The organism is Polynucleobacter rarus (assembly GCF_003072505.1).
GTDB classification, from domain to species: Bacteria; Pseudomonadota; Gammaproteobacteria; order Burkholderiales; family Burkholderiaceae; genus Polynucleobacter; species Polynucleobacter rarus.
This window is the reverse complement of sequence record NZ_NTGB01000001.1, coordinates 2,183,294-2,205,446: the sequence shown is the minus strand read 5'-3', so window position 1 is coordinate 2,205,446 and position 22,153 is coordinate 2,183,294. Positions and strand designations below refer to the sequence as shown.

Annotated in this window: 22 protein-coding genes; 17 read left to right on the top strand and 5 right to left on the bottom strand. The window is 41.9% G+C overall.

What is annotated here, in order from left to right:
* Positions 1-106: 106 nt before the first annotated feature.
* From AOC35_RS10490 to AOC35_RS10480, 3 genes are read right to left on the bottom strand one after another with little or no spacing between them, the layout of a single operon-like run.
* Positions 107-1,090: a Bug family tripartite tricarboxylate transporter substrate binding protein gene (locus AOC35_RS10490; protein ID WP_108647038.1), complete on the bottom strand. Its 984-nt coding sequence runs from the start codon at positions 1,088-1,090 to the stop codon at positions 107-109.
* Positions 1,083-1,709, bottom strand: a complete 627-nt coding sequence (locus AOC35_RS10485; RefSeq protein ID WP_108647037.1) for a nuclear transport factor 2 family protein — start codon at positions 1,707-1,709, stop codon at positions 1,083-1,085. The genes AOC35_RS10490 and AOC35_RS10485 overlap by 8 nt, the downstream gene beginning before the upstream one ends.
* An 8-nt stretch (positions 1,710-1,717) precedes the next feature.
* A complete protein-coding gene (locus AOC35_RS10480) occupies positions 1,718-2,740 on the bottom strand; it encodes a Bug family tripartite tricarboxylate transporter substrate binding protein (protein WP_108647036.1) in 1,023 nt (340 codons plus the stop codon).
* Positions 2,741-2,837: 97 nt separating this feature from the next.
* On the opposite strand from AOC35_RS10480, the gene AOC35_RS10475 reads away from it, so the two are divergent.
* From AOC35_RS10475 to AOC35_RS10400, 15 genes are all read left to right on the top strand, one after another.
* On the top strand, positions 2,838-4,067 hold the full coding sequence (locus AOC35_RS10475; protein WP_108647035.1) for an alpha/beta hydrolase family protein: 1,230 nt from the start codon (positions 2,838-2,840) through the stop codon (positions 4,065-4,067).
* A gap of 79 nt (positions 4,068-4,146) precedes the next feature.
* Positions 4,147-5,205, top strand: a complete 1,059-nt coding sequence (locus AOC35_RS10470; protein ID WP_108647034.1) for a Bug family tripartite tricarboxylate transporter substrate binding protein — start codon at positions 4,147-4,149, stop codon at positions 5,203-5,205.
* Positions 5,205-6,212, top strand: coding sequence for a Bug family tripartite tricarboxylate transporter substrate binding protein (locus AOC35_RS10465; protein ID WP_108647033.1), 1,008 nt, complete (start codon positions 5,205-5,207; stop codon positions 6,210-6,212). Before AOC35_RS10470 ends, AOC35_RS10465 begins: the two co-directional genes overlap by 1 nt.
* Positions 6,213-6,255: 43 nt before the next feature.
* A complete protein-coding gene (locus tag AOC35_RS10460; RefSeq protein WP_245898481.1) occupies positions 6,256-7,998 on the top strand; it encodes a CocE/NonD family hydrolase in 1,743 nt (580 codons plus the stop codon).
* Between the two features lie 10 nt (positions 7,999-8,008).
* Positions 8,009-9,691 carry a CocE/NonD family hydrolase gene (locus AOC35_RS10455; RefSeq protein WP_108647032.1) on the top strand — a complete coding sequence of 561 codons (1,683 nt, stop codon included), beginning with the start codon at positions 8,009-8,011 and terminating at the stop codon, positions 9,689-9,691.
* Between the two features lie 38 nt (positions 9,692-9,729).
* Complete coding sequence (locus tag AOC35_RS10450; protein WP_108647031.1) at positions 9,730-10,707, top strand: Bug family tripartite tricarboxylate transporter substrate binding protein; 978 nt, start codon at positions 9,730-9,732, stop codon at positions 10,705-10,707.
* A gap of 22 nt (positions 10,708-10,729) precedes the next feature.
* Complete coding sequence (locus tag AOC35_RS10445) at positions 10,730-11,782, top strand: Bug family tripartite tricarboxylate transporter substrate binding protein (protein ID WP_108647030.1); 1,053 nt, start codon at positions 10,730-10,732, stop codon at positions 11,780-11,782.
* A 26-nt stretch (positions 11,783-11,808) separates the two neighbouring features.
* The gene (locus tag AOC35_RS10440; protein ID WP_108647029.1) at positions 11,809-12,981 is read left to right on the top strand and encodes an alpha/beta hydrolase family protein; all 1,173 of its coding nucleotides are present in this window, start codon (positions 11,809-11,811) and stop codon (positions 12,979-12,981) included.
* Between the two features lie 53 nt (positions 12,982-13,034).
* A complete protein-coding gene (locus tag AOC35_RS10435) occupies positions 13,035-14,060 on the top strand; it encodes a Bug family tripartite tricarboxylate transporter substrate binding protein (RefSeq protein ID WP_108647028.1) in 1,026 nt (341 codons plus the stop codon).
* 15 nt (positions 14,061-14,075) lie between these two features.
* On the top strand, positions 14,076-15,284 hold the full coding sequence (locus AOC35_RS10430) for a CaiB/BaiF CoA transferase family protein (RefSeq protein ID WP_108647027.1): 1,209 nt from the start codon (positions 14,076-14,078) through the stop codon (positions 15,282-15,284).
* 34 nt (positions 15,285-15,318) lie between these two features.
* Positions 15,319-16,230, top strand: coding sequence for an HpcH/HpaI aldolase/citrate lyase family protein (locus AOC35_RS10425; protein WP_108647026.1), 912 nt, complete (start codon positions 15,319-15,321; stop codon positions 16,228-16,230).
* On the top strand, positions 16,230-17,171 hold the full coding sequence (locus tag AOC35_RS10420) for a Gfo/Idh/MocA family protein (protein WP_108647025.1): 942 nt from the start codon (positions 16,230-16,232) through the stop codon (positions 17,169-17,171). The genes AOC35_RS10425 and AOC35_RS10420 overlap by 1 nt, the downstream gene beginning before the upstream one ends.
* A 279-nt stretch (positions 17,172-17,450) precedes the next feature.
* Positions 17,451-17,834 (top strand): GlcG/HbpS family heme-binding protein, encoded by a 384-nt coding sequence (locus AOC35_RS10415; RefSeq protein ID WP_108647024.1) that lies wholly within the window; start codon positions 17,451-17,453, stop codon positions 17,832-17,834.
* Between the two features lie 406 nt (positions 17,835-18,240).
* The gene (locus AOC35_RS10405) at positions 18,241-18,672 is read left to right on the top strand and encodes a VOC family protein (RefSeq protein ID WP_108647022.1); all 432 of its coding nucleotides are present in this window, start codon (positions 18,241-18,243) and stop codon (positions 18,670-18,672) included.
* A gap of 5 nt (positions 18,673-18,677) precedes the next feature.
* Entirely contained in the window at positions 18,678-19,640 is a 963-nt protein-coding gene (locus tag AOC35_RS10400) for a Bug family tripartite tricarboxylate transporter substrate binding protein (RefSeq protein ID WP_108647021.1), read from the top strand.
* 30 nt (positions 19,641-19,670) lie between these two features.
* Here the strand turns inward: AOC35_RS10400 and AOC35_RS10395 are convergent, their stop codons facing one another.
* Entirely contained in the window at positions 19,671-20,366 is a 696-nt protein-coding gene (locus AOC35_RS10395; RefSeq protein ID WP_108647020.1) for a DUF6088 family protein, read from the bottom strand.
* A 254-nt stretch (positions 20,367-20,620) separates the two neighbouring features.
* Between AOC35_RS10395 and AOC35_RS10390 the strand changes: the two genes are divergently transcribed.
* The gene (locus AOC35_RS10390) at positions 20,621-20,878 is read left to right on the top strand and encodes a hypothetical protein (protein ID WP_245898480.1); all 258 of its coding nucleotides are present in this window, start codon (positions 20,621-20,623) and stop codon (positions 20,876-20,878) included.
* Positions 20,879-20,950: 72 nt separating this feature from the next.
* Positions 20,951-21,151: a hypothetical protein gene (locus AOC35_RS10385; protein ID WP_159077553.1), complete on the top strand. Its 201-nt coding sequence runs from the start codon at positions 20,951-20,953 to the stop codon at positions 21,149-21,151.
* A 102-nt stretch (positions 21,152-21,253) separates the two neighbouring features.
* Here AOC35_RS10385 and AOC35_RS10380 read toward each other — a convergent pair whose 3' ends face one another.
* Positions 21,254-22,135 (bottom strand): class I SAM-dependent methyltransferase, encoded by an 882-nt coding sequence (locus AOC35_RS10380; protein ID WP_108647018.1) that lies wholly within the window; start codon positions 22,133-22,135, stop codon positions 21,254-21,256.
* Positions 22,136-22,153 lie beyond the last annotated feature (18 nt).

Genomic DNA, 22,153 nt, shown 5'->3' with positions numbered 1-22,153 from the left:
TTACTAATACTACTGCTGTCAACGTGGGATTAAAAAGAATAAAGCAGAGAAAATCTAAAATCTTCTCTGCTTTTAATGATTACTTCGATGAAAAAAGTGAGTTACTTTAGTCAGCTTTTACATTTGCATCAGCAATCAGGTTTTTCCAACGCACATAGTCTTTGGCAATGATAGCTTTCACTTCTTCCGCGCTAGGTGAGGTAGGATGCCCCCCTGCTTTTTCAAAACGCTCTTTGACTTCAGCTTGGTTAGCGGCTTTCGTCATTGCACTACGCCACGCATTGATTGCTGCTGGAGGTGTTTTAGCGGGCAAAAATAAACCAAACCAAGATTCAAGTTCAACGTTAGCAACTCCCGTTTCAATGATGGTCGGAACGTTTGGTAGGTTCGGATTGCGTTTCGCTCCTGAGGTTGCTAGGGTGACCACGCTACCAGCTTCAATATGCGGTCTTGCGGTTGGTGCTAAGTCAAAAAATAAGTCAACCCGACCACCTAATAGGTCGGTATAGGCTGGTTGAGCGCCCCGATAAGGAACGTGAACTAAATCAACACCAGCTTTATTCCATAATGCTGCTGGCAAGACGTGTTGACCTGTACCGTTACCACCTGAAGCATAAGTGAGCTTACCTGGATTCTCTTTGGCATATTGGATTAAGCCTTGTAGGGTATTAAACGGCAAACCCTTACGACCAATGAGTGTGTAGCTATAGCTGATTGCAAATCCAACTGGCTCAAAATCCTTAATCGGATCGTAAGGAAGGTTTTTATAGAGCCATGGATTCATGACGATATTAGAAATCGAACCTACTAAAGCCGTTGATCCATCGGCCGGAAGTTTTGCCACATAATCTGTCCCAACCACTGTTCCTGCGCCAGTTTTGTTTTCCACCATAATCGATTGACCAATTAGGGGAGCCATCTTATCGGCTAGAACACGACCAACAAAATCAAAACCACCACCAGGTGGTTGAGGTACGATGATACGCAGTGGTTTGTCAGAAACGTTTTGCGCTGAGCTCATTGGAGCGATTAAAAGCCCCAAAGTGGTCAACAACGCAGTGATGACAAGATTCACTTTGGCCTTAAGCATGATTTAACCAATCACGCCCGCGCTGATAAAGAGCTTCAACCGCAGCACCCTTTAATTGGGGCATATCTTCTTTTACTTTAAAGCCAAGCTTCGTTTGGATATAAGCCAAGTGACGATAGCCTTCAGGAAAGCTTTGCAGTAATGTTTGGTCGAGTTTAAAGTTAGCACTTGGATCTAGTGGATTAATACGATCTTTTTCATAAATTGGTTGACGTAGTACCACGCCCCAACGGCCTTCACGTTTTTCCATGAAGTCATAAAATCTTCCCGTACAAACCACGTCACACTCAAAACCATCAACTAAACCACGTTGAGTAATTGTCATTTTGGTTTGTGAAATAGCGCGCGTTCCTGATGCAGATAATTCTACAGAATTACCACCCAAGAAATGCAAAATGCTAACGCCTTTATTCCAACCCTCAATTGATACTTTAATAAATTCTTCAAACGGACCTTGAAACCAGGTAGCCATCATCACACCATCGCTATGCCAAACGGACTTAAACTCTTCCCATTTACCGGAGTCACGAAATACGACCCAGTTTTCGATTACTTCGCGGATACGTAATTTATCTAATAATTGCTCTAAATCGTTTGCAGCGTTGTTACTTGTACTCATGAAATTCCCTAGTCTACTTGTAATTGAATGGATTTGACGATATTTGCCCAGCGTGTTACTTCAGACTTTAAAAAGAGATTAAAGTCTTCCGGAGAATTGCTACTTACCGGAATTATTAACTGCTTCTTAAAGGCATCTTTTACTTCCTCTGATTTTAAAGCTTCTACAACGGCTGCGTGTATTTTAGCAACTACCGCTGGTGGCGTTTTTTTCGGGGCAAACAAACCTTGCCACGCATTCGTGCCGATACCTGGGTAACCGACTTCGCTCATAGTTGGGGTATTAGGTAACTCGGCCAAGCGCTTGTCAGTCGTGACAGCGAGAGCACGTAAGTTGCCAGCCCGAATCATTTCGATGACGGATGAGGCGTTAATAAATGCGATTTGTACATCATTACTAATCATCGGAATTAAAAATTGTCCAACTCCGCCGTTATAAGGTACATGCGTCATATTTAAGCCTGCCGCTTTTTCGAGGGTGACCATATCAATCATCGAGTAAGAACCAACTCCAGGTGACGCGTGGTTGACTTTTTGTGGATGATTTTTAATAAAAGTAATCGCCTCAGCAAAAGTTTTGGGTTCGAATTTAGCTGAACTCACTAAAATATGCGGAATAGTTGCCAGAATCGAGACACCAGTTAACTCATCTTCAGGCTTGAACTTCATTTTCTTCTCAAACACTGTTTGATTGAGCGCATTAGTTGATAAATTTCCGACAAATAAGGTATATCCATCTGCTGGAACTTTCGTCATAGACTCCATTGCAATTAGCCCACCCGCACCAATCCGATTTTCAACAATCACCGGATTATTTAAAATTTGTGAAACTTGTTTAGCCACAATTCGGGTAACGGTATCGGTTGCTCCGCCCGGTGCTAAAGGAACAATAAATTTAATCGGACGATTCGGAAATTCTTGTGCCCAGCTATTGACGCTTAAGCCACCGAAAACACTCAAGATTACAGTGCTTAATAATAAAAATTTATGTAGAAAAAAGCTTGATAAACATACTGTTTTAATGCGTTTCATAACGGGAGTCTCCAAATTAGACCTTGACAAGTCTTTTATAAATATTTCAAAATGTAGTACAAACTATAAAAGATTTTATTAAAACTGTGGGGACAAAATGATTAAAAAGCTCAGAACCGAGCGAGATAATCAGCAATGGATGCTGGATCTCGCCCTCAATATGCGTGGTCGCGTACAAAATTTCGAAAGAGATGATGCTGAAGTACCAACGGGTAAGCGCGCTCGTAACTACCGGATGTACCCAAAAATTTGGCGTGAAGCAGGTGAGCGTCATGAGCGCCTCGCCAAACTCGCTCAAGAACGTGGTGCACATTCTTCAGCGACTTATCACTTTGATCATGCGATTGAAGCGTATCGTATGGCGCAGCACCCCATCTATTTTGATGACCATCCTGTTAAGCAATATTTGTATGGCAAGTTATCTGAAATGGTTGATTTGCGGACCAAGTCAGCGCCTTACCCGATTGAACGCGTCGAAGTAGAGTTTGACGATGGTAAAACGATTTCCTGCTTGTTACATTTGTTACCCGATCGCCGTAAAGCGCCAGTGGTTATTTATGTACCTGGGATGGATCAAACTAAAGAAGTATTTCCAAAGGCTTACCATAACATCGGCATTGAAAGAGGCTTTCATGTCCTAGCGATGGACGGCCCTGGTCAAGGTAATTCCAATATTCAAAAAATCCGTGCGGTGGGTGATAACTACGAACGCGCTGGTGCTGCTGTTATTTCTTACCTCAAAACGCGCCCTGAAATTGATGGCGATAAGATTGCGATTTACGGTATCAGTATGGGAAGTTACTGGTCACTTCGCTTGTCGAGCTATGACCACCGCGCTGCAGTAGTAGTTTCTTCTGTAGCCTGTTTTAATCCGAACAATACCATTTTCACCGTCTCCTCACCGCGCTTTAAACAAATGTTTATGTATATGGCCGGCTATGACGATGAAGAGCGCTTTGATGAAGAAGTCGCAAAGAACATGACCGTACGCGGCCATTTGGACAAAATTAAGTGCCCAACCTTGTTAGTCACTGGTGAGTTTGATCCATTATGCCCATTAGAAGAAGCGGTTGAAGCCTTTGAAGATTTAAAAGTGCCAAAAGAAATGTGGGTTTTTGAAAACCAATATCACCCGCTATGGAGTATTTCAAACCTAGGCGGTATGGATTGTCATGACTACGTCTTTGATTGGTTACAAGGTTTCTTCAATGGCACCAATAAGCCAACTGAGGAAGGGAAAATTGCTTATATCAAAGAACAGGGTGACGGTCCTTGGTGCGATAACGAATGGGAGCCAACAGTTGGTAGGGGGCAGGCCTATTTTTAAGCTGTAAATTGATGTAAAGAAAATCGACAATAGTAGTAAACACACAAAGTAGTACAGACCAAAAAATAGAGAGGCATGTGTGATAAGCAAGACAATTGAAGAATTGATCAACATTGATCAAGAACGTCGTTCCGCACTCCATTTCGGTATGAAATTGGGTGTGGCAACGCTTGCTGCAAGCTATGGAGTCCCAGAATCTTTTGGTCAGACTCCAAGCCAAAACCTTGCACCCTTACCGCCCAATTGGCCGAATAAACCAATTAAATTGATTGTGCCATTTCCTCCTGGAAATACTCTTGATATTGTGGCCAGATTTGTCCAAACCAAGATGTCACAAGACTTAGGGCAAAGCGTTTATATTGAAAATATCGGTGGGGCTTACGCTCAAATTGGGATGGCCGCTATCGCGAGAGCCAATCCGGACGGGTATACCTTTGGTGCCTCACAAGGCGGCCCGATGGTGGTCCAACCGCATACTATTAAAAATTTACCATACGATGTCTTGCGTGATTTTATTCCGGTGGCAGTTTCTGCTTGGAACTATAACGCCTTAGCGGGTTCTTTAACGGCCCCGTTTAAGACACTATCTGAGATGGTAACTTGGGCGCGTGCTAATCCGGGACGATTAACGGTAGGAACCACAGGTGAAGGTGGCTTTGCGCACCTTTGGTTTGAAGACTTTAGGCGTCAAGCCAAGTTTGAATACACGCACGTTCCGTACAAGGGGACTGCGAATATAGCGAGTGATTTAGTCTCGGGTGCCATTATGGCCGGGGCTGATGGAATTTCTGGTTTTGCAGGACTTGCCAAAGGCGAAAAGATTCGTATCGTAGCGATTACGAACTCAACTAAAGTTGAGCAGTGGCCTGGTGTGAGTTTACTGAGCGATGCTGTTCCTGGCTTCGTGGTGAATGGTTGGTTTGGTTTTGTGGCCCCTGCCAAAACACCTATGGCCATCGTGAATCGCTTAAACCAAGCTATTAATGCAGCGATGAAGTCACCAGAAGTTCAAGAAAAATTACCTAGTTATGGACTGATTGGTGTGACGGAATCAGCAGAATATTTTGATCAACTCAATCGCAAAGACTATGAACGTTATGGTGCGATTGTTAAAGCAATTGGACTAGAGGCGAAATAATGAAGTGTTTGACCAAAAAATATTTACCATCAATATTGCTACTTGCATTGAGTCAGTTGTTTGTTATCAATGCTCAAGCACAAAGTGAAGCAAGCTCAGCCAACTTCCCAAACCGTGTAATTAAAATCATTGTGCCGTTTAATGCAGGCGGCCCAGCTGACGCATTAGCAAGACCTTTAGCTGAATCTCTCAGCAAGAGATTAGGCACAGCAGTGATTGTGGAAAATAAACCAGGAGCAAACGCCGCGATTGCTTCACAGTTTGTTGCGAAGTCTAATCCAGACGGATACACATTATTATTTGCTAGTGATGCGGGGATGTCGCTCGCCCCTGCGACGCAAAAAAGTTTACCGTATGACCCTGCCAAAGACTTTGCTGGTGTGACCATGGTTGCGCAGTTGAGCCAATTGTTGTTTGTCGGTACTAGCTTCCCAGCAAAATCTGTACAAGAGTTGCAAACGATTGCAGCGAAAGCTCCTAACTCAGTAGTCTATGCTTCGATTGGGATGGGAAGTCAAACCCACGTCGCTCTTGAGTCATTGAGTCGTGTACTCAATATTAAAATGACCCATGTCCCTTATACAGGTGCCCCGCCTGCGATTACGGATTTAGTAGCTGGTAATGTACAAGTCATGATGTCAACGGTTGCTGGCCCTTTATCTTTTATTAAAGCGGGCAAGATTCGGCCGCTCGCCGTTGCTGGCCCTGAGCGAAATAAATCATTACCAGATGTGCCAACCTTTGCTGAGATTGGTTTTCCGAACTACGAATCACGTGGTTGGTTTGGGATTGTGGCGCCAGCAAAAACACCCGTGGAAGTGACCAATCTCTTGGCCAAAAATATTTGGGAAATTGTTCATTCTGATGAATACATTTCTAAAGTCATTGACTTCAATGGTTTTGAAGTTGCAAAAATTCCACCGAATGAATTCACCGCTTTTTTAGTCAAAGATCGTGTGAAGTGGAAAGGCTTAGTCGCGCAAATGGGCGATGCTATTAACAATTAAATGATTCGATAAAAATTACTATTACCTCTTAGAAAGATAACTTATGGACTTGATGAAAAGCGAAATTCGTGACGGCATGCAAATTGATTGGGATGCGCCTATTTTGATGAAAGACGGAACAGTTTTGAGAGCTGATGTCTTTAGACCGATTGGCGAGGGTAAGCATCCCGTCATTATTACTTACGGACCTTATGCAAAAGGACTTGATTTTAGAACGGGCTATAAAAGTCAGTGGACTAGATTAGAAGAAGCAGTACCGGAAATTTTGACAGATACCTCAAATAAATATCAAAATTGGGAACTCGTTGATCCTGAAGTTTGGGTACCGGATGGATACGCTTGTGTGCGCGTTGACTCTAGAGGCGCTGGTAGATCACCGGGTGTAATTGATTGTTGGTCTCCTCTAGAGACCGAAGATTTTCATGAGTGTATTGAATGGGCTGGTACACAAAATTGGTCAAATGGTAAGGTTGGCGTGAACGGTATTTCTTATTACGCGATGAATCAATGGACCGTTGCAGCTACCAAGCCAAAACATTTAGCTGCCTTATGTATTTGGGAAGGTTCTTCTGATTTTTATCGTGAACTATGTCGTCACGGTGGTATCTTAAGTGACTTCTTGGGAGATTGGTTTCCTAGGCAAGTTGTCAGTGTGCAACACGGAGTAGGTGACCGTGGAGCTAGAAGTTTTGTGACCGGGGATACAGTTTGTGGGCCAGAAACTTTAAGCGCTGAAGAACTGACTGCAAATCGTGCTGACCCAGATATGCAAGCTTTAAATCATGAGTGGATGGACGAATTTTATGTATCACGCTCACCTGATTTTTCAAAAATTGATGTCCCCTTATTATCAGCTGCCAATTGGGGTGGACAAGGATTACATACGCGCGGAAACTTTGAAGGCTACCTCGCTGCAGGAAGTTCCCAAAAATGGTTAGAAGTTCACGGTGATACGCATTTCACCCACTTCTATAGTCGTTACGGTGCTGGTTTACAAAGACAGTTTTTTGCACATTTCCTCAAAGGTGAAAATTCTGGTTGGGATAAGCAACCTAAGGTTTCTCTCAACATTCGTTCACCGGGTGAAAAGTTTGAATTACGTGCCGAAAATGAATGGCCACTTGCTCGCACTCAGTGGACCCCTTATTATTTAGACCCAGCTGCGATGCAAATCAATCCAGTGGTGCAAGCAGCTACTGCACAAATGTCTTTCGACACACAAGGTGACGGTATTACCTTTTTGACACCAGTTCAGACTCAGGACGTCGAAATTACTGGACCAGTTGCCGCTAAAATTTGGTTGTCCTCAGAGACGAATGATGCGGATATTTTCTTAGCATTAAGACTTTATGATCCGACTGGTAAAGAAGTAGCATTTATTGGCTCTAATGATCCACGCACACCAATCGGTTTAGGCTGGTTAAGAGCTTCGCATCGTAAAACAGACCCCAACAAATCAAAACCCTATCGTCCATGGCATACCCATGACGAAGACTGGCCACTAACACCAAATCAACCCGTCGAGTTAGATGTAGAAATTTGGCCAACAAGTATTGTGATTCCAGCAGGCTATCAACTGGGTTTAAACGTGCGTGGTAAAGATTACGAATATGACGGCACTGATGCAGGTGTTGCTCACGCTCCCTATCCGATGAAAGGTGTAGGTCCTTTCTTACATCGCAACCCTAAGGATCGTCCAGCGGACATTTTTGGTGGCGTAAATACCCTTCATTTTTCAAATGAAATGAAACCTTACCTACTATTACCTGTTATCCCTAAAAAATAAGATCAAGAATATGACAACTACTCAATACGAATTACAAGAACACCCCCATTTTTTATTAGAAAAAAATGTAGACGTCGCCATGCGCGACGGCGCTTTATTAAAAGCGGATGTTTTTCGCCCTAAAGGGGAAGGTAAATATCCTGCGATTCTTAATTTAGGCCCGTATCAAAAAGATAAATTGTGGGTGACGCCACCCAGCCTTGAAGAGACTGGCAATGAGTTTATGAACTGGGAAACAGTCAACCCAGAAATTTGGATACCAGAGGGATATGTTAGTGTAAGAGTAGACGGTAGAGGATCTGGTAAATCACAAGGACAATGTGATCCTTGGTCAATGGCAGAGTCGATCGATTACTATGACGCGATTGAATGGGCAGCGAAGCAGCCTTGGTGTAATGGCAATGTTGGTTTGTTAGGCATTTCTTATTACGCGATTAATCAGTGGTTTGTCGCCAACCACCAACCACCTTCTCTTAAAGCAATTATTCCGTGGGAAGGCTTTGCTGATATTTATCGTGATGCTTTGTATCATGGCGGTATCTTAAATGTCTTCATGACGAATTGGTTTACTGCACATTTATTACACCATCATCTCGGCCGTGCATCAGAAACGGTTACTAATCCATGGGAGCGTAATGTTTTAGCGACTTGGTTAGGTAACAACTTAGATAGCGGTGCGCTCAGTGGGGCTCAAGCAGACTGGGAAAAGATTAAGGTTCCTTTTTATTCAGTTGGTAACTGGACAGGTATGGGTCTGCACTTACGAGGCAATACCGAAGCCTATATGATGAGCTCCAATCCAAACAAAAAGCTAAGAATGCAAAGTGGCTCGCATGTCCATCCGTTTTATACCGCAGATGGCCGCGCTGATCAAATGCGCTTTTTAGATTATTGGTTAAAAGGAATCGATAATGGTGTGATGCAAGAGCCGCCGGTGAAATTAGCGATTCGTCATGGTGGCGATAAAGTTGTATGGCGTAATGAAAATGAATGGCCAATTGCTAGAACGCAGTGGACTAAATGGTATTTAGATTTGCAAGGTGTGAACCCTGCAGCTGTCCCTCTCAAAGGTGACTTGACCCAAACTAATCCAAGCGTAGAAGCACAATGTTCTTACGCTGCAACTGGTATGGGATCAATGGGTTCTACTTCTGCCGCTTCATCGCAAGTGATGGGGGGTGGAATTAAGCCTGATATGGGCGTTTCATTTTTTACGCCCCCAATGACTGAAGATGTAGAAATCACTGGCCCTTTAAGTGCTACCTTGTGGGTATCGAGTTCTTCTGAAGATATGGATCTCTTCTTGACGATTCGTCACTTTGATGAAAATGGTAAAGAACTATTAGAAACTGGCCAACAAGGAACTCCTGTACCGGTTGCAAAAGGCTGGCTACGTGTTTCCCATCGGGAACTTGATGTTGAAAAATCATTACCTTATCGTCCTTACCACCGTCATCAAAGACGCCTGCGTTTAACGCCAGGTGAAATCGTCCAAGTCCAAGTTGAAATTTGGCCAACCTCAATGGTCTTCGCCAAAGGTCATCAATTACGCCTTGATGTTCAGCCTAGAGACGGAATAGGTAGTAGTGGCTATTTACACTACCACGCGGATTACAACACGGGTACTAATACGATTTACACAGGGGGTAAATATGAGTCATTCTTGTACTTACCAATTATTCCAAAAGTTTAATGATGAGGTTGTTCATTTTTTAAGAAAGTGAGTAAAGCATGCAGCGTATATTGATGTTAGTACTGGGTCTTTTCGTTCATTTGTCATTTGCGCAAGATGCTATTACGAACTTCCCGAATAAGCCTGTCCGACTGGTTGTGACAACAGCGGCAGGCGGCGGATCGGACGCTATTGCTAGACCACTTGAGCAAAAGTTTTCTGAATTCTTAGGTCAACCCGTAATCATCGATAACAAACCAGGCGCCTCTGGCATGATTGCGATGGATTACGTGGCAAGATCCGCACCTGATGGGTATACGATTGTGTTTGCCACGACTGGCACCATTGCAACAAACTATGCCTTGAATCCTAAAATTCCATATGACCCTTTAAAAGATTTTGCTCCTATTACGCGAGTAGCAGATACCTATTTGGCCTTTTTAATCAATCCCAAATTAGGCGTCAATACGCTGGAAGAGTTTGTAGCTCTTGCTAAAAGTAGAGAAAAAACAAAACCTTTAACCTTTGCTAGTTATGGCGTTGGTAGTTTTGCTCAGCTCGTAACAGAATGGTTTAGTACCATTGCGAATATTAAAATGATTCATGTACCTTACAAAGGCAGTGCGCCTGCGATGACTGATTTAATTGGTGGTCAGGTCGACTGTTTCATTGATACTTTGCCCTCTTCAATGCCTTTTATTAAATCAAAACAAGTAAAGGCGATTGCTATTGGTTTAGAAAAAAGAGGTGATGGTGTTCTCGCGGATATTCCGACCTTTGCTGAGGCGGGTTATCCAGACTTTAAACCGGTTGCCTGGTGGAGCTTGTTAGCGCCAGCCGCTACACCAAAACCAATCGTAGCAAAGTTACAACAAGCTGCTGCGAAAGCATTGCAATCACAAGAGGTAAAGGACCGATTTGCGCAGGCATTAGCCACCCCTATTGGCAATAGTTCTGAGGATTTCGGTAAGTTTATGAAAAGCGAAGTCGATACCTATGTCAAAGTAGTCAAGCAAGCGAATATCAAATTAGATTAGGTAGCGAGTAAAAATCATCCTCATGAAATTACCATCTCTATTCCAAATTAAAGTCCTACCAAAATGGTTGGTAATAAAGCATCACAACACCCGGTTGAGTAATTATCTGGGCTTATTGATGGCCTTAGGTGTCATGGGTCTTTGGCAAACTGCTCTTGCACAATCCAATTCGTCTTTGAACTACCCGAATCGGCCAGTGAAAATTATCGTGCCTTTTACAGCAGGTGGGCCTACCGATGTACAAGCCAGGTGGGCGGCAGAGCAATTAAGTAATGCTTTAGGACAAGCCTTTATTGTTGAAAATATAGCTGGGGCAGGAGGTGTGACGGGAACGGATAAGGTCGCGAAGAGCCCAGCAGATGGCTATACCTTACTGGCCGGCAATCCCGGACCATTGACTGTGGCTCCAGGCATTAAATCGCAAATGCCTTATCAGACCATGACAGACTTTGTGCCGATTATGCTGATTGCCAGAACTGCTAGTTGTCTTACCGTTCATCCTTCTGTGCCAGCAAAAAATGTCAAAGAATTTATTGCCTATGTAAAAGCGAATCCAGGTAAGGTCAATTATGGCTCACCAGGTGTTGGGACGGTTGGTCATTTGGGGATGGAGCGCTTTAATTATCAAGCTGGTATTAGCATGAATCATATTCCTTATAAGGGAACTTCACAGTATCTCAATGATTTAATTGCTGGTCATATCCAAATTGCAATTACACAATTAGCAGGTTGCACTACCTATGTAAAGCAAGGCAAGTTAGTTGCCATTGGCGCTACTGCTGATAAACGGTCTACTGTAATGCCTGATTTGCCCTTAGTGGCAGAGCAAGGTCTGCCTAATTATTCAAGCTATAACTGGAACGGCATTCTTGCTCCTAAGGGAACACCGAGCGCAATTACCCAAAAAATTTATGAAGTTTTGTCACAAAAGATGGCATTAAAAGAAAACCAAGAGTTATTTACTGGTCAGGGACATGAGCCAGGAAATATCACTCCGGAAGGTTTTAGAAACTTCTTACAACAAGATTTAAACAGAAATACTGAACTTGCAAAAGTTGCCAATATTCACGAATGAACTCTTTAATTTAAAAGGAATTGAACATGTCAGAAAAAAAAGATCCTCCTTATTTTATGTATTTTCCTGGCAACTATCGCTGGTCAGCTGCCTTTATCAATATGCTCAGCGCGGCTCCTTACGGCGGCTCTGAAATTGGGGAGTTACACAAAATTGGTACCAAATTAAAAGGCAAATCTGCTGACGATGATGAGGCATGGTTTACAGCTGTGACTGAAGTGGCTGATGGTGTGAGAGCTTATGCAGAGCAATTCGCTAGCAAGAATTATCACTATTCAGCTGCCCATGCTTATCAGCGTGCTGCTAATTATTATCATATGGCTGAACGCTTTAGAACGCCGAAAGATGAGCGCGCTTTAGATATTTTTCAGCGTGGGATTGATTGTTTTAGAGAGTTTATTAAACATACCGACTACCGTATCGAAATTGTGGAAGTGCCTTACGAAGACGGCAGTTTGCCAGGCTATTTCGTGCATGCAGAACACAGCACAACTGAAAAAAATCCTTGTATTGTGTATTTTGATGGTCTTGACGTTACTAAAGAAATTCAGTTTATGCGCGGTGTTCCAGACCTGATTAAACGCGGCTTCTCCGTATTAATTATGGACGGCCCTGGAACAGGTGAAGCGATTCGGTTTAGACAAAAATATTTACGTTATGACTATGAAGTCGCCGGTAGTGCTTGTATTGATTATCTAGAAACTCGCTCAGATGTCAATGCGGACAAAATTGGGATTGTGGCGATTAGTCTGGGTGGTTATTACGCACCAAGGTGTGCTGCGAAAGATACGCGTTATAAAGCTTGTATTGCTTGGGGTGCACAGTGGGATTACTACCAAACTTGGAAAGGGCGGATTGAAGCACAGTTTAAAACCTCCTTATCCGTACCGGGTCATCACATTAATTGGATTTTAGGCGTGGACACTTTAGAACAATCATTAGAGGTCCTAAAGCCATTCACTTTAGACGGTGTGATGCAAGAAATGACCTGTCCATTTTTACTAGTGCACGGTGCTGAGGATGAACAAATACCTTTATCTGACGCGCAAAAACAATTTGATGCTTGTGGTTCGAAAGATAAAACTTTCAGAGTGTATACAGCGGAAGAAGGCGGTTCACAACATTGCCAAAGAGACTATTTAACCCTAGTGGTCGCAGATATGTGGAATTGGTTTGAAGAAAAACTCATCAGAAATTAATTAAAAATTTTGCTTTTCATGAGGTTTCCTAAATCTAATGGCAAGCATAACAAATGGAGACATTAAATTACATGGCCACTCATCCTTTTTCCGCATCCAAATTGTTCATTGCAGCCCTAGTCTTAGTGGGCCAAACTGCCTATGCTCAGTCTAGTTCAACGCCGAATGCTGCAGCCATTAAAGATTTTCCAAATCGAACTATTCGGGTAGTAGTTCCCTATGTAGCAGGTGGGCCGATGGATTTTATCGGTCGATATTTGGATCAAAAATTACAACCGGCACTGGGTCAAACGATGATTATTGATAATCGTCCTGGTGCTGGGGGTGCTATCGGCACTGATATGGTAGCCAAAGCGGCACCAGATGGCTATACCATTCTGAACACCTCATCCAGTCACGCAAGTTTGCCGGTTGTAAGCAAATCCTTACCCTATGATCCTATCAAAGATTTACAACCCATTACCCAAATTGCAAATAGCGTTGGTTTTATTATCGCTGTGCGTAACGATTTGCCAGCTAAGAACCTAATGGAGTTTATTGCTGATGCGAAAGCGAATCCCAATAAATATAATTTCGGTTCGGGTGGTATTGGGAATGTGATGCAATTTGCGGGAGAGTATTTCAATACGAGTGCCGGTATTAAAACACAACACATTCCATTTAAAGGCGTTGGTCAAGCGATTACTGAACTGATGGCGGGACGAATTGATTTTGTTTTAGGCCCAGGTACTGGTCTTTCTACTTATATTAAATCCGGCAAGATTAGAGCCTTAGCGATTACTGCGAAGAAAAGGTGGTCAGAATTACCAGACGTGCCTACCGCAGATGAAGCAGGACTCAAAGATTTTGCTTATATTCCGTTTTATGGTTACTGGTACCCAGCAGGTGTGCCAAAAGAAATTGTGAACAAAATGCGTTTAGATATTGCCAAAGTATTAGAACAACCAGAAACGAAAAAGGCATTTTTTGACCAAGGGTTTGAGGTGGTTGGTTCTACTCCAGAAGAGTTTGCAAAAGTGATTGCTAATGAAATTGAACTCAATAAACGTTTAGCTGCAAATATTAAATTTACTGAATAAAAATAAAGAAAAAATATGTCATTACCGTTAGAAGGAATTAAAGTTATCGAACTTGGCAATTTTATTGCTGGCCCATTTTGTGGCATGTTACTTGGCGATATGGGGGCTGATGTAATTAAGGTGGAAAGACCCAAAAACGGCGATCAAACTCGGGCGATGCCACCGATGGTCAACGGTCAAAGTGCGAGCTTTGCTGCCTTAAATCGCAATAAACAAAGTTTGGTCTTAGATTTAAAACAACCTGAGGCGATTGAGATTTTAAAAAAATTAGTGAAAGAATCCGATGTTTTTTTAGAAAATAATCGACCAGGTGTTTTAGAGAAGTTAGGCTTAGGGGCGGCCGATTTAAAAGCCATTAACCCAAATATTGTCTATGTATCAGCCTCTGGCTTTGGACAAACAGGGCCTCATCGTAAACGCGCCGGAGTGAATCTTATTGTGGAGGCTTTTTCTGGGACGCTATCTGTTACAGGTGCACCAGGCGAAATGCCGATGCGACCGGGGATTCAGACGGCGGATATTTTTGGTGCCCTCTTTGCAACCTACGCTGCACTGAGTGGCCTGATTAGCGTTTTAAAAGGTCGTGGCGGTAAAGTGGCTGATGTCTCTTTGGTCGAAGCCTCGATCGCAGCTGCAGCTTGGGAAACAGCTTATTATTTAGCCACCAATGATGTGCCAGAAAGGTTAGGCAATCAACATCGATTAAATACGCCTTATCAATTATTTGAGACGATTGATAAAGAGTACCTAGCAATTGGGACACCGAATGATGAACTGTTTAAACGTTTTATGTTGGCCTTAGATCTTGGTGATCATCTGACTGATCAACGCTTTTCTAGCTATGTATTACGTAAACAAAATGAAGCTCATTTACTCGCTATTGTGGAACCTGCGGTATCCCAAAGATCCTCACATGAATTAGAAGCCCTATTGATGCAAGCTGGCGTGCCTTGTTCGCGGATGCATAACATCAAAGAAGTTTTTGAAGATCCACATATCATCGACCGTAAGGTCGCCGTCGATATAGAGCATCCTGTAATGGGCAAAATGAAAGCAGTACGTAATCCAGTATTGTTCGAGGAAGGAAGTCCAACCATCAGATTACATGCACCAAGCTTGGGTGAGCATTCTGCCCAAATATTACAAGGACTAGGTTATACCCCAGAACAAATCCAGAGCTATGCGGATCAAGGCGTAGTGTTACTTCACAAACCTATCAATTAATTTTTTAAAAACACCTTATTAGAAAGCTTCTCTTATGAAAATTTGGCGCAGCCTCCTCTTCGTTCCAGCAAATCAAGAACGGATGTTGAATAAATTAGATTCTCTGCCAGCAGACGGTTTTATTTTTGATTTAGAAGATACGGTCCCTGATCCAGAAAAACAAAATGCTAGACAAATGACCTTAGACGTCATGCCGAAAGTCAGAGGCGATCGTAGTTGGGTGCGAGTGAATAGCTTATCTACTGGATTTTTTCATGAAGATATCGACGCTCTCATTGGTGCGCCTGGGCTCACAGGTTTGATTGTGCCCAAGATGGACTCGGTAGCAGATATCAATACAGTCGATCAGATGATCGCAAGTTATGAGATTCGGCGTGGTTTGAGTGTGGGATCAACAGCTATTATTATCATGATGGAAAGTGCCGGTGGTGTACTCGACTCAAGAGCGATTATGACGAGTAGCAAGCGGATTCAGACCATGATTTATGGTGGCGGTGAAGACGGCGATATGAATGTCTCACTTGGCGCTACTTGGACAAGTCCTGGTCCTGAGATGATGTTTGTTCGCCAGTTCTCTTTAGTGTCTGCCAGAGCTGCAAATTTTGATTGCCCACTAGACGGTGTGTTTGCGAATGTGAAAGATCCAGAGGGATTCAGAAGTGATACACAACTGTCTAAGCGTTTAGGCTATCGTGGTCGTACTGTGATTCACCCCAATCAAATTGAGGATGCGAATAATATCTACACGCCAACTGCTGCTCAAATAGAGTATTACTCAAGGGTAGTGAGCGCGTATGAAGAAGCTCTCACTCGTGGTGTTGCAAGTACAACGGTCGACGGTAAGTTAGTCGATTTGGCGATGTCCAAAACGGCACAACGTTTATTGGATCATGTGGCGGCAATTAAAAATATCGAGGCTATTACTGGCTTTGTAGGAAAACCGTAATGATCAATGCAGCTATTTTTGGTTTAGGTCGATGGGGTCGAAATCTTGTTAATGCCGTTGAGCACAGTGAAGTCGTTCGCTTTAAAAAAGCAGTCGTTACGAACCCCTCCAAGCATTTAGATTTTGCAAAGGAAAAGCATTTAGAGGTCACCGCTGATCCAAATGAAGTCTTACTTGATCCCTCAATTGAGATGATTGTCTTGGCAACTCCTCATCTTTTACACCTACCTCAAATAACTGCCGCCGCAAAAGCGGGGAAAGCAGTTTTTTGTGAAAAGCCACTGGCATTGAATTTAGAGGAAGCCCAGCGGGCAGTAGCAGTTTGCCAAGAGCATCAGGTCTTGTTGGGAGTTGGTCACGATAAGCGCTTTTGGCCATCGATGCAACATGTGCAACAGGTTGTTAGGTCGGGGGAGCTTGGTAAATTGAGCCATATTGAGGGGATCTTTACCAATGAGAATTTAAAAAACTTCCAAACCTCTTGGCGTGATCTACCAGAAAATGTACCTGGTGGAAATTTAACAGCAACCGGCATTCATATCGTGGACGCTTTTACGAACTTAATGGGCCCTATCAAATCCGTCGAAGGTATTTATCGTCAAATGGATGGCGGCACGATGGATACTCTGGCCTTACTAGTCGATTTTGAATCGGGTGCAACAGGACTTCTATCTTCGCCAAGGCCGTCACCAGTATTTTGGCGTGTGCATGTGTTTGGCCAACAGGGCAACATCGAAGCTCGGGGACCATTGCAAAGTATTCAGAGCATGTCAGGTAAAGAGGCGGTCGTCAAAGAATTTGCCCCGATTAATGCCTTACAGTTTCAACTTGAGGCCTTTGCACGAGCAATCGAAAATAAAACGGATTACCTGATTTCTCCTGCCGAGATTTTAAACACGGTGGCAGCATTTGAAGCAAGTAGTAAGGCTGTTGATTCATAACACTTCATCGAATAAATTAAGTGTTATGAGTAATTCATTTAATAGGACTTAGTTGTTTAAGTCCTACTAAATTACCTTGAAACAATCGTCTCAGGGTTTACTCCTCTTACGAAAATAGGAAGAGGAGCTTAGGATGGGATAAATTAACATAATGGAGATAAAGATGAAAAAGTTTTCAAAATTACTAACTCAATCAGTTGTGTCATGTGTAGGATTCATGCTTGTTGCCAGTTCGCAGGCTCAGCTTCTGAACCATAAAGATATCCCGCTTCAATTGCCATGACGATGGCTCAGACGGCAATTGCTACTTGTAAAAGTAATGGTTATGGAATATCAGTCAGTGTAGTTGGCAGGAGTGGAGAAATCATTGTTCAAGTGCGTGGTGATGATACTGGAATGCATACAGTTGAAAATAGTTTCAGAAAAGCTTATACAGCGCGAACCTTTCGTGTGCCATCCGGTGAGATTGTGACTCGCTTAAAAAATGACCCAAGCTTTGCCTTAATCCATCTAAGTAATATTATCGCTAATCAAGGAGGATTACCTATTAAGTTTGGTGATGAAACAATTGGCGGTATAGGGATCTCTGGCGCACCTGGCGGTGATAAAGATGAAGCTTGTGCAAAAGCTGCTTTAGATAAAGTAGCAGATCAACTTAAATAGCCTAAGGTGATTTTGAAGGGTATCAACTGCGTTTAGTGGCAAGAGCTAAATAAGATCATATCGGGCATCTTATTTAGCTTCAAAAATTTAATTACAAACCTTAAAGATGATACCAAGTTTGTAGGCGCTTAATTTAGGTTGCCGGAGCAGACTTGAATAAAGAAATTGCATTATGCACATTCCATTGCTCTGCAAATTTTTTCTTGTGACCGCTAGCCACTTCCAACATCATATGAAATATTTCCCAACCTATCTCCTCAATAGATAGATGCGATTCCATCCTATGCAAAAGTTAACAAGGACGAAAATGTACAAGTAGATTGAACGGCTGTATAAGACACCGTTGAAGGTATGTTGTAAGATGTTTTTAAAGAATAATTGAATTCTTAAAAATATGGAGACAAAAATGGCTAAACTTCGACACATTACTCTGACAGTTGAGGACCCTGAATCCGCCGCTCAATTTTATATAGACACTTTTGATATGAAAAGAGTGGGTGGCACTGATTGGGAAAATGCGAAAGGAGTTTACTTGAGTGATGGCACGGTAAATTTGGCCTTACTGAAGTATAAAAATGATACTTCTGCAGGTGAGCGGGGCGCTAACTTTGTGGGGATTCATCATTTAGGATTTTGGGTAGATGATGTCAGTCAAACCAGAAAATCGCTAGAAAAAAATGGTGCTACCTATTGGATGGGGGATGTCAGACATGACGGCGGATTTTATGAAGTCAAATACTTTGATCCCAATGGAGTTGTCGTAGATATTAGCGAACATGGTTGGAAGGGCGCTACCAAAGATGTCATCCCAACGCCAATAGAAAATTCAACGAAGTGATTACCATGAAAACGCTTATAACTAGCTTGCTACTTTGTTTGATCGTCCCATTTGCTTGGGCACAAAACTACCCAGCTAAAACTATAAAAATGGTTGTTCCCTTTGAAACTGGTACACCCGATTCATTAGCTCGGATTTTGGCAAAAGAATTAACCTTAAAAAATAATCAATCTTTTTATACTGAAAACCACCCCGGTGCAAACGGTATTATTGGTACTGATTTAGTCGTCAAATCTAAACCGGATGGATATACGCTCTTAGTTACTTCATCATCAATTGTGGTGAATCCTAGTTACTATAAGAAACTACCTTTTGATTTAAAAAAGGACTTAATCCCAGTGACTAATCTTGGGAATGTCGAAGCACTGCTGGTAGTGGTCAATGCAAAATCATCCTATAAAAATCTGAATGATTTCTTGAAATTTGCCAAGGATCCCAAAAATAAAGTCTCTTACGGAAGTCCAGGCAATGGTAATCATTTACATATTTCGAGTGAATACTTTAATCAGAAAATGGGTTTAGATATGACCCATATTCCTTATAAGGGGGCTGGTCCTGCGACGACTGCTCTTTTGGGCGAACAAATTCAAGTATTAATTACGACGCCACCATCCGTGCTTCCCTACATTAAGGATGGAAGATTTAAGGCGATTGCTTACACTGGTCTAAAACGGGCATCTTTTCTACCAGATGTTCCCACCATTGCAGAACAAGGGTTTCCTAACTTTGAAATTGATGGTGGCTGGTTTGGTTTATTTACAACCGCTGGAACACCACCCGATACGGTCAATAAAATTCAACAACTGATTCAACAGGCTCTTGAAAATAAATCAGTAAAAGATAGTATTGTTCAAATTGGTTTAGACCCAGTGATTGATAGTCCAGATCATTTCAAAGCCTTTGTAGAATCTGAGCAAACTAGATATGCCGAGAGATTGAAATTACTTAATATCAAAGCACAAGAGTAAGAGCCTCAAGAATTTTAAGTAAATTGCTACTCATCTTTCATCGGTTTGTTGAGCGTTAGGTATTTGGGATAGATCTTTAGAAAGATCCTTAAGAAAAGGATGCATCCAAGTTGGTAAGTTTGACAGATTCTTTTTTAGATCCCGCTGAATGCTTGCACCAGCTTTAGGGTCATTAAGAATCTTGAATATGCTTGCTTTAATCTCAGCCTGAGTAGTGGAATTTTTTTCTTTAATACTATCCTTGAGCCAGTGAAGGGCCTGAACTAACCGCATTGCAGGTCGATCCGCCCAAATAAGCCTGCTAGGTGATGTCAGTTTGAACTGAATTGTGAGATTTCCAATTTGAATAGGCTTTATACGGGTATCGGTGTGCACAATAACCTTACCAGGAATAGCATTGGTTAGACCTAGATCATTGGCCGCTGTCATTCCATCAATTAGCATACGCGCACTATCACGCCTAGAAATGGCCCAGATTACATTTTGATAGTTGGGCTGAACGATTTTTCCAGTTAAAGGATTAACACGCGGACGATCATATAAGCCGTGATCGATACGACGCAAGTCACCCTTATTAGTTAGACGCTGTAAGGTTTTATCTACTGCACTACGACTGCCTAAATCGAGAAAATCTCTCGCTGTCCAAACCTTATCGGCTTGGCTACGGTTAATCCGCCGAGTAATCAGCTTATTAATAGTTGTTTTATGATTAACTAATGTATTCATAGTCTTTAAATTATATACAAATATCGGACAATATTAGTATAATTTTTTTGATATAAAACATAAGGTTAAATGAAGAATAAAATTTATTGGATTAAGGAGAAATAAGAGTTGTTCAAAAACTAACGGAAATTAATTCTCGATACAAAGTCTAATTTGGGATAAATAACCATGTCGATAACCTGCCTATTTAAATTATGTAATATTTAAATTTGTAAGGAAAAATATGAGTAGAAGTCTAAGAAAAACCCCCATCTTTGGAATCACAAACTCGTTGGCGTTGTCACGAGCGGACTGCTATCAGTCAAACGCCATTTTCTGATCTAGATAGTTACCTGACAATTCCTGAAAATCAAGTCAGTAATACTTGGGATATGGGAAAAGATGGGAGACAATATTGGCCAATTCAACGTCAGAATAAGATAGCTATCATGGTAGCGAAAACTTTAGCTAACTCCCCAAGAGAAATTCAAAAGATAAAGGAGCGACTGCTACACAAGTGGAATTCCAAATAAAAACAATCATTAATTATCTTAATAATGTTTGTTTGGAGTTCATGACAAAATTACTAAAAAAGGAATCGGATCGTGCAGATGACTAAACGCAACTTGTGTAATGAAATTATTGAAGGATTTGAAAGTCTAAAAAAGTCTCGTTTGATAAAAACTACTTTGCCAGGGTTTGAAAAAGAGTTAAAAACAAAGCCAACTTTAAGTTCAAAAACAGTAAAAGTAATTAGGAATCAATGGAATTTTTCAAAACAAGAATTTGATGACCATCAAGAGTAATGTTGGATAATAAAAACCCTACACCTAAAAGATTCGATTTAGGATTGCTTTAAGTAATACCTGTTATTTTCATCGAATAACTATTTATTAACTTTTAGGTTTTTAAGCTTTGTAGGAAAAAAAATCGATATGCCCGATTTCGCACTGATCTGCTTGTATCCTACTCTGCTCCCACTGATTGACTGAAGTCTGTGATACAGAGCCTATTTCTCTCACTGCCTTAGCACTACCAATGGCTAACTGTTCAATTAAAGCTTGATCTTGGTGATCTAAAACCCAAGGACTAGGAGCACAAACTGTAGTGAATTGTTGCGCACGTAGTAAGTTTTCTAGACATTGCGTAGCTGCTGGTCCCAAGGCAGAACCAAAACCTTTATCGGTTCGTTGATGTTCATGAAAAGCCTTCAAAATTTCAGCGTCAATGACTTGGGCAGGACTCCACTTTTCTACGCCGTCATAAGTAAGTACCGTATAGAGGGGCTTTGATAAATGGGCACAAAATTGGGTAAGCCAAGGTTGCGCTACAAGGTCAAAGAAAGCCGCCGCAGTAATCAGATCAGCAGGTTCATTCAGAATTGCTTGATAGTCATTGAATAAGTCGACATATTTAAACTTTACGACAATTGTTTTATTCTCTTTGAGTATTGATATTGGTTTGATGGTATCTAAGAGATTCACAGATGATTCATCAGTAGGCATATTTATTTCGCGATCAGCCCAAGCAAGAAGGGTAGAGCGAGCAACATTCAAAAGTGTTAAATCATAATCGACTAAAGTCCAATATTGAACCGAGTTGATGTGTGGTGCTAAAGCGCGTAAATTAGAGCCGGTACCAGAACCTAAATCAGTAATATGGACCGAACCAGGATATAAAGTTTTGATTTTCTCAAGATAGTTAAGTACTTGGGCTTGTAGGTCAAGATTACGTGATCGATGGTCTACAGGTTCACGTAAACTAAGCCAGTCAGCTGAAAAACCACTCATGAATTATCCATTCGCTTC